The organism is Parvibaculum indicum (assembly GCF_011762095.1).
Lineage (GTDB): Bacteria > Pseudomonadota > Alphaproteobacteria > Parvibaculales > Parvibaculaceae > Parvibaculum > Parvibaculum indicum.
Map to the genome: position 1 here is coordinate 1 of NZ_JAASQO010000026.1, position 12,482 is coordinate 12,482.

General features: G+C 62.4%; 11 protein-coding genes and 1 pseudogene. 1 reads left to right on the plus strand and 11 read right to left on the minus strand.

What is annotated here, in order from left to right; all coding sequences use genetic code 11:
- Positions 1 to 29: 29 nt before the first annotated feature.
- Positions 30 to 533 carry a signal peptidase II gene (locus tag FHS78_RS18920; RefSeq protein ID WP_167096028.1) on the minus strand — a complete coding sequence of 168 codons (504 nt, stop codon included), beginning with the start codon at positions 531 to 533 and terminating at the stop codon, positions 30 to 32.
- Between the two features lie 597 nt (positions 534 to 1,130).
- Between FHS78_RS18920 and FHS78_RS18925 the strand changes: the two genes are divergently transcribed.
- A complete protein-coding gene (locus tag FHS78_RS18925; RefSeq protein ID WP_167096030.1) occupies positions 1,131 to 2,096 on the plus strand; it encodes an arsenic resistance protein in 966 nt (321 codons plus the stop codon).
- A 127-nt stretch (positions 2,097 to 2,223) separates the two neighbouring features.
- On the opposite strand, the gene FHS78_RS19530 is transcribed toward FHS78_RS18925, so the two are convergent.
- From FHS78_RS19530 to FHS78_RS18975, 10 genes and pseudogenes are all read right to left on the minus strand, one after another.
- Positions 2,224 to 2,379 (minus strand): type IV toxin-antitoxin system AbiEi family antitoxin domain-containing protein, encoded by a 156-nt coding sequence (locus tag FHS78_RS19530; RefSeq protein ID WP_343042020.1) that lies wholly within the window; start codon positions 2,377 to 2,379, stop codon positions 2,224 to 2,226.
- A gap of 331 nt (positions 2,380 to 2,710) precedes the next feature.
- A complete protein-coding gene (locus FHS78_RS18935; RefSeq protein ID WP_246220606.1) occupies positions 2,711 to 4,039 on the minus strand; it encodes an alkaline phosphatase D family protein in 1,329 nt (442 codons plus the stop codon).
- A gap of 432 nt (positions 4,040 to 4,471) precedes the next feature.
- The gene (locus FHS78_RS18940; protein WP_167096034.1) at positions 4,472 to 4,804 is read right to left on the minus strand and encodes a hypothetical protein; all 333 of its coding nucleotides are present in this window, start codon (positions 4,802 to 4,804) and stop codon (positions 4,472 to 4,474) included.
- A 422-nt stretch (positions 4,805 to 5,226) separates the two neighbouring features.
- Positions 5,227 to 5,532, minus strand: a complete 306-nt coding sequence (locus tag FHS78_RS18945) for a TFIIB-type zinc ribbon-containing protein (RefSeq protein ID WP_425500315.1) — start codon at positions 5,530 to 5,532, stop codon at positions 5,227 to 5,229.
- Positions 5,533 to 5,578: 46 nt separating this feature from the next.
- The gene (gene lspA, locus FHS78_RS18950) at positions 5,579 to 6,106 is read right to left on the minus strand and encodes a signal peptidase II (protein ID WP_167096036.1); all 528 of its coding nucleotides are present in this window, start codon (positions 6,104 to 6,106) and stop codon (positions 5,579 to 5,581) included.
- Positions 6,107 to 6,180: 74 nt separating this feature from the next.
- Positions 6,181 to 9,228 (minus strand): heavy metal translocating P-type ATPase, encoded by a 3,048-nt coding sequence (locus FHS78_RS18955; protein WP_167096038.1) that lies wholly within the window; start codon positions 9,226 to 9,228, stop codon positions 6,181 to 6,183.
- 332 nt (positions 9,229 to 9,560) lie between these two features.
- Positions 9,561 to 10,169, minus strand: a complete 609-nt coding sequence (locus FHS78_RS19535) for an MAPEG family protein (RefSeq protein ID WP_205305396.1) — start codon at positions 10,167 to 10,169, stop codon at positions 9,561 to 9,563.
- A complete protein-coding gene (locus FHS78_RS18965; RefSeq protein ID WP_167096039.1) occupies positions 10,170 to 11,417 on the minus strand; it encodes a cytochrome P450 in 1,248 nt (415 codons plus the stop codon).
- 88 nt (positions 11,418 to 11,505) lie between these two features.
- Positions 11,506 to 12,141, minus strand: a complete 636-nt coding sequence (locus FHS78_RS18970; RefSeq protein ID WP_167096041.1) for a cation transporter — start codon at positions 12,139 to 12,141, stop codon at positions 11,506 to 11,508.
- A 29-nt stretch (positions 12,142 to 12,170) separates the two neighbouring features.
- Positions 12,171 to 12,482, minus strand: a pseudogene (locus FHS78_RS18975) (phenylacetate--CoA ligase family protein); the annotation flags it as partial.

Consider the following 12,482-nt stretch of genomic DNA (forward strand, 5'->3'; position numbering starts at 1 on the left):
CGATAACGGGAAGGTCGCAAACTGCCGGGTCATCGAAGTTCTCGCTGACCCTCCCGGTCATCCGGAAGTGCCATCACATGCTCGAGCACGAGGATTGCGACGCCACAGACAATTGCCGCGTCAGCGAAATTGAACGCGGGCCAATGGTAGTTCCACGCGTGAAAATCCAGATAATCGACAACAGCGCCAATCCGAAGACGGTCAAAGACGTTGCTCAGGGCCCACTCCAGAGATTGGCTCCAAGGGCCAGCGCTTGCGGCCGCTTCCGTGTCCGCCAGAGCCATGCGGCAAGCAGCACGATGACGCCCCATCATGATAGCCGCCAAGATCAGGGGGCGGCCAGAGAACCAACCCGCGAACATCCCGAACGACACGCCTTCATTGAAGCCGAGCCGCACGGTAAAAAACGGGGCGATGGGCACCGCCACGCCGGGCGCGAGACTGCTCAAGGCGATCTGCTTGGTGACCTGGTCCAATCCAAGGGCGAAAGCTGCTGTCGCCAGGCCGATGACTCGAGGAACGTCTCGGATCATGCTGCGCGGATCCCCCGGTAGAGCGAGATCGAACCGCTCGGCGTTGGAATGACAAGCGTCTCCTCCACGTTGCGGAAACCGGCTGTGTGCATCAGCTGCGGTAAAACCCCATCAGCGTTCGGTTGAGTATTCACGCGACCGTCGAGGTTCTGAATGATTGTTCTGAAGAGGCCCCGCATGAGCGGCGTGCGCTGGAGACCATAGTCCGCAATGTGCACCTCACCGCCGGCCCCAGGCGCCACACGGTCTGGACTTCCGTGTCGCTCGCAATCGCCTGATTCGGCGCGATTTGCGATAGAATAGCGGAAAGCAGCAGTACGAACGTGTAACGACACGCCTTTCCAACAGCGCTCATGCGGGGGCGAACAGGACCATGGAACAGGTGCATCTACGAGCCTCTAGTTGAGAATCGTTCGCGCAGTAATCCTGTAGTCCCCACAGGATCAAGCAGCGATGCACATTGTCGGACGATTAAGCGGCTCGTTAGAGTCTGCTGCTCTCATTTGCTCGGAGAGGAGGCCCGCACCATGCGCTCGGTTCTGACCCGACATGGTAGGACGGGCGTGACATCAGGCGCCGCAAGGAAAGGAGACATGAGTGGACCAGATCCGGGCGAGTCTCGAGGAGCGGCAGGTCGCGATCTACCTGGCCGCGATCGCCATTGGCGCGCTCGCCGGCTTCAGCATCCCGAAGGCGGGCGCTCTCGAGGATGCGATCAACCCTGGCCTGGCGTTCATGCTGTTCGTCACCTTCCTCCAGGTACCCTTGGCGGAACTGGGATCAGCGCTGCGCAACACGCGCTTCCTCGGCGCGCTGCTCACGACCAACTTCGTCGTGATGCCGCTTCTCACGGCGCTGCTGGTGCAATTCCTTCCCGATGAGCCGATGATACGGCTGGCGGTGCTTTTCGTGCTGCTGACTCCGTGCGTCGACTATGTGGTGACGTTCACACATCTAGGGCGCGGCGATGCCAAGCTGCTGCTTGCGGCGACTCCGGCGCTCCTACTGCTGCAGATGGCGCTGCTGCCGGTCTATCTGCGCGTGCTGCTCGGTAACGACGCCTCCGGCCTCGTCCATCCGGAGCCTTTCATCCACGCGTTCTTGTGGCTGATCGCCGTGCCGCTGCTGCTTGCGGCGGCCTTGCAGCTCTGGGCGGCCCGGACGGCAACCGGCAAGCGCGCCTCGATGGCGCTCGGCCTGCTGCCAGTGCCGGCAACGGCTCTTGTCCTCTTCCTCGTCCTGGCCGCCGTCATGCCGCAGATCGGAGAGGCTGCTGGCGCGGCGCTGACTGCGGCGCCGATCTACCTGGCCTACGCCATCATCGCGCCACTGCTCGGCTGGATCGTCGCGCGCGGCGGCCGCCTTGACCCTGGCAGCGCGCGGGCCGTGGCGTTCAGCGCCGCCACGCGCAACTCGCTCGTGATCCTGCCGCTCGCCTTCGCGGTTCCGGGCGGGGTGCCCCTTGTTCCCGCCGTTGTCGTCACCCAGACGATAATCGAGCTGATAAGCGAGCTCGTCTATGTACGCTGGATCCCACGGCTGTCCGTCAGACCAGCGGCTTGACCCGCTGCCGGTACTGCCGCTCCAGAATTTGATGCAGCCAACTCGCGTCGAGAGCTGTCGACCACTGCCCTCGTCGGGGGACCCACCGGATCTCGTACGACCGTGGCATTCATGGCCGGTCCTCTAGTCAGGCCGCGTTCCGTTGTTCGGTCGCGCGATAGAGTCCATAGCTGACCTTCGTGAGCAGGCCTTCGTCACACATACGAGCTAGATAGCAGCGAGGTAAACCGATTTCGGTCAAGTCGCGGGTCCGAACCACACCGCGTTCGAGCGCCAGCGCCACGGCCCGTTCCCTGAGAGAAGGTTTGGGACCTCCGGCAAGGCGTAGTGCCTCGGCGCGGTCCCGGTCACGTTTGCGGATTTTGGGCGTTTGCGGCGTGGCGCTGGGTCGGGGAATCGCGTATTCGTAGTTCGCGTTTTCGCCGATCCCGGCGAGCCATTTTCGCTACAGCTCGCCATGGCGCGCCACAGTGCCCTGATCCACTAGTGGCTACGCTGCGGCACGTATGCGGCGAGTGCGCCAGCCGGTCTCGGCAACCCTTCCGCGCCGATTCTCCGGTCATCGCTCAAAACTGCCGTCCCCGCCTGGCGACGCTTTTGCCGCTGCTGCTGAACTACGAGAGTCGGATCGCAGGAGTAAGTCCGCTTTCCTCCAGTTCCCAAGCGGCGGACCATTCTTTTCCGCGCCGGTCCACAACGAGATAGTTTCGTTCCGCCGCGTAGGTGTATCGGTATCCAGGCAGCGGTTTCAGGCGAACCTGCTGCCCGGGCAGGGGATTCTCACCCATCGCCGAAAGCAGCCCGAGGGCGCGGGCGTAGAACCTCGGCGGCGGCGGATGCGCAATTCCCGACGCCACAAGCTGATGCATGATCGTACCGTTCTTGAACGGCATCTCTGCACGCCCCGCGAGGTGTATTTCGCCCGACAGGATCGTCACACCGTTTCCACCATCGAGCGCACGGCGCTCCAGCGTCTCGAGCATCCGCTTCCACTCCGCGCGATGAGAGCGGCTCTGCCATTGATCACGCAAGTCGTCCTCGTACTTCTGAGCATGGGGCACGACATCGAGTAATTTCTCGATCAAGCTAAGGCACGGGCCGAGAAGCGGCACACTCGACATGATCAGAATCCGGTCACCGTCCTCGATCTCTGCGAGGGACCGCTCGAACGCAGCCCAGCCGTTTGGCCCCATGACCTGCGTCGGCCGCCGCTCCGAACGGAGATCGGGCGCCAGGATGGAAAATTGTGGGAACCGAACGGACTGGCCGAGGCTTCCGGGTTGAGCCTCGTCGCATCCGGGCGGTCGCATCGTGTCGGTTGCGCCGAGCTGGAACAGCATGAACATACGCCGCGCGATGTCGAATATGCCGCGGCCGACCGGGCTGTCGAGGAGCTCTTCCGGCAGGCTTCCCCAGCCATCGAAAATATCATGATCGTCCCACATCATGAGCGCCGGCACGCGGGCACTCAGCGAAGCGAACTCCGGCAGGGCGTAGAGGGTCAGGTACCGCTGGAAATAGTGGGCTTCCGCTGCTTCCTGCATGTCTGCGGTCAGCGCCTGCGCCGCCTTCTCCTGCAGGGTGCCCGCCGCCCATCTAGACAGGGCCGGATGTGACTGAAGGACTTCATCGGCATATAGCTGATCACCGCCGTGCAGCAGCAGCCCAAACGGCGCGCGGTCATGCTCACCTGCCAGCCGGTGCCACATCGCGTTGCGCTCGGGCGCCGGGCGATCCGCGTCGCCGTGTTCCTGCCCGTTGCACGCGACATAGGCGATCCGGACATCCCCTGAATAATCCGTGACTACCGGAAAGGTGACCTTGCCCAACCGGTAGGTGGCGTTCCCGCGCGCCGGAAGCCGGAAATCGTATCGCCAAACCGTGCGGCCGAGTTGCGTGTGCAAGGGCGCCGGCCTGACATCCGAGCCGTCGCCGAGGACCAATTGGGGTGCGTCCTGGTTCTCTGCGGCGACAACGATGGCAGAAAGCCGAGCTTCCCGCTCATCGGCGCCTCGTGCGAATAGGACGGGGCCGATGATTTCCGGCAGTGTAGTCATTTCGCGACGGATGGGGCATCGGGACGCCCCCCTCAATGATCTTGTCTATCTCCCCCATGATCGAGCCAGGCGCTGCGACACTTCCGACAAGTGTCGTTCTTGACGATCTGTCGTTCTTTCATGAGAACCTCAACTCTGCCCGCGTGGGACATATTGGCTGGGTGCGGTGCTCAACTCCCCATCCCTGCGGTGTTTTGATGCGAAGGCGTAGATGCGCTGCCGGCACCTGTGTCAAGTATATGCTTCGGTCAATCTCCCTTGGCTGCCCAATCGAAGCTCGCCCGCCGCGGCAAGCTTCTCAGAAACCGGGCAGCGCCATCAATGCCGACGCGCGTCGAGCAGCCTGGCTATTTTCCGCAGGATCACAGGCGCCGCGATTAGGGCAAGGGCGCCGATCGCCCAGACGACGACAATTGCCGGCTTCAACACCACGCGCAGCAAAGCGATGGTCTGCCCCAAAAAGCCGCTGACGTTGAGATTGTCGAGGATGATACCGATCTCGTTGCCGCCGGTCGCGGTTGCAATATCCTTCCCGCCGTCAACCAGGAGGCCGGCACTGGCCGCAACCCAGCCGAGGATTGGATCGACCAGGACATAACCGACCCAGGCGAGCAACGACCACAGCACGAGGCCCACAAGGACGACGGCCATCGGCAGTTTCCGCGGCAGGCGCGGAGGCGCATCGTAATCGGCAGGCCCACCCGTCATCCTCGAGTCGCGATCATCTCTCCGAGCGTAGCTATGGCGATACCCGCCGCCATGGTGGCCATGTTTTCCCATCTCAGTTTCCGTTGTTCGTTCGGGGACAGGATTTCCAAGAAATCAGGCCCCCTTGTTCAAGTACGTCCAGCCGCGGTCCGCCGAGAATCTCCGGCGGGTTCAGGGCCTCAAGCTGACGGACTACGTCGTCCGCAGCGCAATCTCCGCCCTTACGGCTCCGCGGATTCAACAATAGAAGTACACGTCGCGCAGAAACTCCTTAGAAGCGCATACGGTGCCGCCGACCGAACTGGCGCATTTTACTTTGCCGCAATGAAACGCTGCCGGTCTGCGGTGAACATGGAAGTCACCGGCTAATCAAAGAGATCGCTTAGCCACGACTTGCGCCTGTGCCCGCCCCGATGCTCATAAGAATCCCTCCGCCCTTCGTATCTGTCCTGATTAGAGGGCGAGTAAACTTCACGTTGACCGGGTGCCTGTTCCTGACTTTTCTCAATGATCTTGTCGAGTTCGCCTCGGTCGAGCCAGACGCCTCGGCAACGGGGGCAATAATCGATCTCGATACCTTGGCGATCCGACATAACGAGATCGATCTTACAGTGGGGGCACAACATGCCTGTGGCGCTTGGTTGAGGCGCGGTCATCGGTGTGTCTGACATGAGATGGTCCTTTCGTTTGCCTTAGAATTAGACGTGTCTCGACGTCTCATGTGTGCCCTGTTCGACTTGGCCGCTCTTGAACCGAGACCGTTGATCTCGCCAACCAAAGGGGGCCTGTAATCAACAGGACAACGCCGATGGTGATCATCACGTCCGCCATGTTGAATGTCGGCCAGTGCCAGCTGCCGATATGGAAATCGAGGAAGTCGGTCACGGCACCTTGGCGCATCCGGTCCAAAACATTGCCGACAGCACCGCCGGCGATCAGGCCGAGACTGATCGTCTCCAATCGCTTTGGCGTTTTCGTGGCCCAGATGAGAAGTCCGGCCACGATCACCATCTTGATTCCGGCGAGCGCCAATGGGTGATCGAGGAAGAGCTCACTGAACATGCCGAAGCTGACACCCGTGTTGAAACCGAGCGTCAGATTGAAAAATGGCGCGATCTCGATAGTGCGCGGCGGCGCCATCACGACATTGAGGATCAGCCATTTCGTGACAAAATCGATCGCAAGCGCGGTAGCCAACGCACCACCTGCCAATGCAGCTCGTCGGATCAGCGTCGGGTACGTCATGCTCAAACAGTCCTCAATTGGCCAAGCTTCGCGGCCAGTGCATTTATGCTGGGTCGCGCCGACACGGTGTGGAGCTACGCTGGGACTGTCTCGGCGATGGCCGAGGTCTTATTCTGGTGCGCCAAAGCGCCGAGGCCGCCAGATGGACCGCCCTTGTGAGCGCTGGTCTGACCACGGTTGAGCAGGCGCAGGCCGTTGAGAACAACCAGCAGAGAGGCACCGACGTCGGCCGCGATAGCACCCCAAAGCGATGCGAGACCAATCACAGTCAGCGCCGTGAACAGCAGCTTCACGGCAATCGAGAAGGCGACGTTCTGCCGGATGATGGCAAGCGTTGCGCGCGAATGGCGCACTAGCCAGGACAGCTTCGACAGGTCGTCCGACATGAGGGCAACATCGGCGGTTTCGATGGCGGCGTCGCTTCCCATGGCCCCCATGGCGATACCGAGACTGGCCCGCCCCATCGCGGGAGCGTCATTGACCCCGTCGCCTACCATCGCCACCGACCCGTAGCGCCGCACCAAATCCTCGACCGCCGCCACCTTATCGCCGGGGAGAAGTTCCGCCCGGACCTCATCGATGCCCGTCTGCTTCGCAATCGCCTCCGCTGTCGCGCGGTTGTCCCCGGTGAGCATCACAACGTGTTCGATCCCGGCGCGGTGAAGCGCCGCAACGATGTCCTTCGCTTCCGGCCTCACGGCATCGGCAACGGCGACGAGGCCCCAGACGTTCTGACCGTCGCCGACCGCGACGATGGTGCGGCCGGCGCTCGACAGCGCATCTGCCCGCTGCAGAACTTCTGCCGAGTTGATGTCCCGCTCCTCAAGATAGCGGCGCGAGCCGAGCCACATCTCACGCCCGCCCACTCGACCGATGACGCCTCGGCCAGTGATGGACTGGACAGCCTCGGCAGGCTCGGCGGCGATCCCCAGTTCGGCGGCTTTCGCCAGAATGGCGCGAGCGATCGGATGTCCGCTGCGCGCCTCCAGGGCCGCGGCCAAGCCGAGGAGATCCCTTTCACTGCGGCCCCCAAGCGGCAGGATCTCGACGACCTGCGGCCGCCCTTCGGTGAGCGTGCCCGTCTTGTCCATGGCAATGGCCTTGAGGCGCGCAGGTGTTTCGAGATGCGTGCCGCCCTTTACCAGGACGCCCTGTTTCGCCGCGCCGGCGAGTGCCGCCACGATCGTCACCGGCGTCGAAATCACGAGGGCGCAGGGGCAAGCGATCACGAGGAGCACGAGGGCCCGGTAGAACCAGACATCCCAGGCGCCGCCCAACAGCAAGGGCGGAGCAAGGAGGATCGCAACGGCGAGTATCATGACGACCGGCGTGTAGACACGCGCGAACTTCTCCACCCATTGCTCACTGGGCGCGCGTCGGCTCTGCGCCGAACCGACCATGCGGATAATCTGGGCAAGCGTCGTGTCATTCGCCGCTTTGGTGGTCACGACCTCAATTGCACCCTCGCCGTTGATAGTCCCGGCAAAGACTTCGTTGCCCTCTGCCTTGAATGCGGGGACACTTTCACCGGTGATCGGCGCCTGGTTGACCTCGCTCTCGCCAGCGACAACCCGGCCGTCGAGCGGCACCTTGTCTCCTGGCCGGACGATGATATGCGCGCCGACCCGAACCTCGGCCGCCGGGACGTCGCGCTCGGAGCCATCTTCGAGTTTGACGCGTGCTGTCGGTGGCGCGAGTTCCATGAGCGCGGCCACCGCCCGGCGCGCGCGACCAAGACTCCACGCCTCAAGCGCCAGCGCCAGTGCAAAAAAGAACGAGACAGTAGCAGCCTCGAACCAGGCACCGATGCCAATTGCGCCCGCGACCGCAACCATCATCAGCAAATTCATGTCGGGACGCAGCCTCTTGGCAGCGAGCCAGGCCTTGGGCCCTACATAACGGACCGCGCACAATACGGCGAGCGTATAGAGGATCACGCTCGGCAAGGGCGTCGAGCCCAAGCCGTGTTCACCAGCCTCGAAAGCAGCCGTGATGCCGCCAGCGAGCCAAGCGTGCACCGCAAAGCCCAACGCGGCGAAGACACCGCTCGCGGTGGTCAGCCAAGACTGCAGCCGCTTCCGCCGCCCTTCCGCCTGCGCTGCCTCGCTGGTGCTGCCTTCAGTCCAAGGCTCGGCTCGCATACCAGCGCGAGCCACCGCCTTTTCGATATTCGCTTCGAGCGCAGAATCCGGTGCTATGTCGATCGACATGCGGCCGTTGAGCAGATCAAAGGCAAGCTTGTCTTCGCCGACCAGCGGGCCGACCTCGCGCTTCAATGCCGCGATCTCGTCGGCGCAATCCATGCCATGAATGCGAAATACGACTTGACCGGGCAGATGAGTGGGGAGTGGCGGGCTGAGGGCTTCCTGCATCTCTGCCCTGCAGCCGCATGCGGACCCCTCCGACTCGCCCGCGAGCTCGCCCACACTCGATGAGACTGCTGGGGTCGACCACCTTTCGGCGCGCATGCCCGTTCGGGCCACAGCTTCCTCGATCGCGCCAGCCCCCGCTCGGTTCTGCGGAGCGACCGTGATCATGCCCTGCGCGGTGTCGAAGGCGAGCCTGTTCTCTCCGACAAGAGGGCCCAATTCCTGCGTGAGGGCAGCCACCTCGTTCTTGCAGTCGAGACCGTGCACTCGGTAGAGGAGTGCCTCGGCCGTGCCGTCCGCAACCAGGGAAGCACGCATCCCAGTCGGAGCGATGCGGCGGATGATGTCGTCAGCCGTTGCCAGCCGTTGGGGCGCAACTGTCATCAGCCCCTTCGCGGTGTCGAATGCCAGCCAATCGTCGCCGCCGACCAACGGAGCAACCTCGCGTTTGAGAGCTGCGACTTCGTTCTTGCAATCGAGACCTTCGACGCGGAACAATAGTGCCGGTGCAGGTTCCTGCGCTGAATCCTCCAGGAGATGGCCTTGCATACCGGTCGTCGCGATCGCGCGCTGAATGTCGTCGGCGATCGAACCGTCCGCGGATAGCACCTCCATGACGGCGGTTTTGGTGTTGAAGGACAGCTTGTCGTCACCGCCCACAAGGGGTCCGATGGCCGCACGAAGCGCGCGCACCTCGTTCTGGCAATCAAGGCCGTCGACTTTGAAGCGAAGCGGGCTCGGAGTGGTCCTCATGACATCAACCTCATCATCTATCCTTCGGGGCGCCGTTCTCGGTTGCTAGATTGGCGACCATACATTCTGTAGCCACTACAGAAGCAAGCGGAACCTTTGCACGATGAGCGGCGCTGTTCGAAGTCAGAATTGTGGCGCGCCAGGGGGTCGGCGTCCGAGAAAAACAAGGCGCACGACCGTCGTTCGCGTGGTGAACGGAAGCGGCAACTTTACGCCGCCCACTGTCAGATATTCGAACGGTCCGTCGACTATGCCTATGTTCGCCGCGACAGGCTTGTAGATGTTGGCTCGGCTCGTAAGGCGAAGTGCTCATCAGACGACGCCGAGCGAAGCTACCCAGCGCCGCGGAGCAGGCGTGCGATCAGGTCGTAGATCACCCAGGCGAACGCGCCCATGATCGGCAACGCAGTCGTTACGACACCGAACGCTCTGCCAGGCGAACCGCGAGGGTAGCCGCGCCAGAAGGTGATGCGCCCGATCGCGAACAGCACGACCATTGCCACAATGAAGGCCAGCGGAGCCTCGCCGTTGACGGTGGCGAGCGCCATAGCGGCAAAGGCTGCCAACACCGCCTGTTCAAGTGTGTTCTGCAGGAAAGCGAGCGGAATCCTCAGCCGGTCGCTCGGCGGACCGAAGGCGGAGCCCGCGGTATCTTGGGCCGACTTGCGCCGGAGCCTCGCAATGGTTCCGACTCCGATCATAACCCAAAGCATGATCAGCAGGCTCGCCCGCGCTGCGAAGGCTAGCCGCTCGGCCATCTCCACCGGAAATTCGAACTGCCGCGGCAGCCACCAGATCGCCGCTGCGAAAACGGGTGCGCAAAACAGGAAAGACAGCGCAGCCTGACGGCGGACGCGTGCAATCTCGGCTTCCAGGTCTTTCGGGATCGGGGCTTTCATCGCGCTCTCCATCAGCGTCGTTGAGCGATAGGGCTTCGGCACTCAGCTCGCCGTCACATTGCGGATCACAAACCGGCTTCGCGGCACCGGGGGCATCCGTGACCAGCTGATGCTAAGGTCTTGGTCCGGCACCTCGTAGCTCATGCGTCGCGTCAGGAACTCCGTGGCGAGCTTCATCAACTCGATCGCGATCCATTCACCAGGACAGCGATGGCCGATATGGTGGTCCCCGCCGCCCTGTGGAACGAAGTTGAACAGATTACCGTCCCATTGGCGGAATCGCTCGGGATCGAACTCCTCCGGCCGCTCCCACGTTCGAGCGTCCTGATTCGTCCCATACAGGTCGAGGAGCACTCGCCGCCCCTCAGGAAATCGATACCCGTTCCATTCGAACGTCTGGATCACCCGAGCAGCGACGGCAGGGAAGAAGGGATAGAATCTCCGAACCTCCTGGACGAAGCATTCCGTGTAGCCTTCGTCGCCCGACGCAAATTGCTCCCGCAATTCGGGATGTTCGTGCAGAGCGTGAGCAACAAAGGCGATGTAGACCGAAACAGCAACGGTCGGCCTGACCACATTGATCAGCTCGACAGCAGCAACATGCGGAGGTAGCAGTTCGCCGTCCGAGTCCCGGTGCCATGAAATAATGTGTGCGGCCGTCTGTTCGGGCGGGTGGGCATGGCCGCTGCGGATGTTTCCGATGATCTGCGCCATCCAATGGTCGGCACGCTTGCGAGCCCACCTAGACCACAGATGCCTGAAGCCCACCGACCCCGCATGGTCGAACAATGCAGCGATCTCTCGCGTCCGGGCGTCGATCTCTTGCTCAACCAAAGGAACGCCTGCCCAGGCACACACTGCACGCATCAGAAGCTCGTGAAGTTCTGTATAGAGCACGACCTGGTCCATTGATGCCCACCTGCGTATGCAGATCTGCCATTCCTCAGCGGCGCGCAGCACCAGCTGTTCGATCCGCTCCGGCGTCATCAGCGACATGAACATCTGCTTGCGGCGCCGGTGCGCCTCACCGTCGAGGCCTTGCACGCCGGCCTGTCCAAGCAATGTTTTCTGAATGGCCTTGGGCATTGCGCCACGGCGCTCAAAGCGGCTCGGATCGTAGAACAATTGGGCCGCTTCCGGACCCGTCATACAGATGGTTCTCCGCAGCAGAAGCCGTGTCTCGAACAGGTCTGCCTCGTAGCGCCGGCACCGTTTCGAAATGAAGCGGTACGGATCCCGGATCAGGGATAGTGTCGAGTCGAAGCTCTCGTCGCGCGGGATCCGAGGCATTGGCGCTCCCTTTCCTAAAACGCCCGGCAAAGTCCTCCGGGTGCCGCGAGGCGCAGGCGTAGCGACCGGGCTGGCGAGAGCTCGGCCATCACTTGCCTTCTTTTGGGTCACGACCCGCAGCCTCACGGGCCTCACGCGCATCCCCGAGAATCTCCCAGCCGCCTTTGAAGACAATTCCGACGACCACTATACCGATCAGCAGATCGGGGATCGGCGACTTCAAAAGCATCACCAGGACACCGGACAGGACGATCCCAACATTGACCACCATGTCGTTGGTCGTAAAAATCCACGACGCCTTGAGGTGCACACCGTGCGCACGGTGCGCTCGCAGGAGCCGGAGGACGAGCAAATTGGTCGCCGCATTCACGAGCGCCGTCACAATCATTGCCAGCCCAATCGGCTCGGCTGCCGCGAAAAAGCGGCGAAAGATTTCTACAAGCAATCCGAGAGCAACGAGGTTCAGAAGAATGCCGGACAAATTCGCGGCACGCGCCTTGGCAACCACCGTGCGGCCAACTGCATATATACTGACCGCATAAACGGCCGCGTCCCCCAAATTGTCGAGGGCGGCGCCCAGCAGGCCTGTCGAATCCGCCAGGACGCCAACGGCACCCGCCACGAGGACCTGCGTGAAGTTGATCCCGAGCACCCACCACAGAGTTCGCCGTTCCTCGGCATTGCGGGCATCAAGACGGATCTCGGTCTCTTCGTCATTTGGCATGGTTCATGTCCGGCTGTATTAAATTCGTATCATTCTAAACCGTGCCGATGGTCGGCATCGACCCGCTCGAACGCCGCCAAGTCGGCGTTGACGTGCAGCCAGCCTTCGCTGCACATGTAGCTGAGGAACATGCATTCCGATGCGGCGTAGCTGTTGCCGACTTTGGCGCCGAACGCGCGCGCTATTCGACCGTACTCCGGTTGTGGCAGCCCCTCGGCCGATAGGGCCAGCAATACGGGATCGATATGGAGCAGCCCGGCTTCCTGTTCGTCGGCCAACAGGGCAGCCATGCTGGCGTAGGGTGTAAGCAGCGCCGCCTGGAAGCGGTTCAGTCGCTCGAC

Excerpts from the sequence above, each read along its gene's own strand:
- FHS78_RS18965 (WP_167096039.1), bottom strand. The coding sequence starts at position 11,417 with ATGCCTCGGATCCCGCGCGACGAGAGCTTCGACTCGACACTATCCCTG.
- FHS78_RS18955 (WP_167096038.1), bottom strand. The coding sequence starts at position 9,228 with ATGAGGACCACTCCGAGCCCGCTTCGCTTCAAAGTCGACGGCCTTGAT.
- FHS78_RS18970 (WP_167096041.1), bottom strand. The coding sequence starts at position 12,141 with ATGCCAAATGACGAAGAGACCGAGATCCGTCTTGATGCCCGCAATGCC.
- FHS78_RS18945 (WP_425500315.1), bottom strand. The coding sequence starts at position 5,532 with ATGTCAGACACACCGATGACCGCGCCTCAACCAAGCGCCACAGGCATG.
- FHS78_RS18940 (WP_167096034.1), bottom strand. The coding sequence starts at position 4,804 with ATGGCCGTCGTCCTTGTGGGCCTCGTGCTGTGGTCGTTGCTCGCCTGG.
- lspA (WP_167096036.1), bottom strand. The coding sequence starts at position 6,106 with ATGACGTACCCGACGCTGATCCGACGAGCTGCATTGGCAGGTGGTGCG.
- FHS78_RS18920 (WP_167096028.1), bottom strand. The coding sequence starts at position 533 with ATGATCCGAGACGTTCCTCGAGTCATCGGCCTGGCGACAGCAGCTTTC.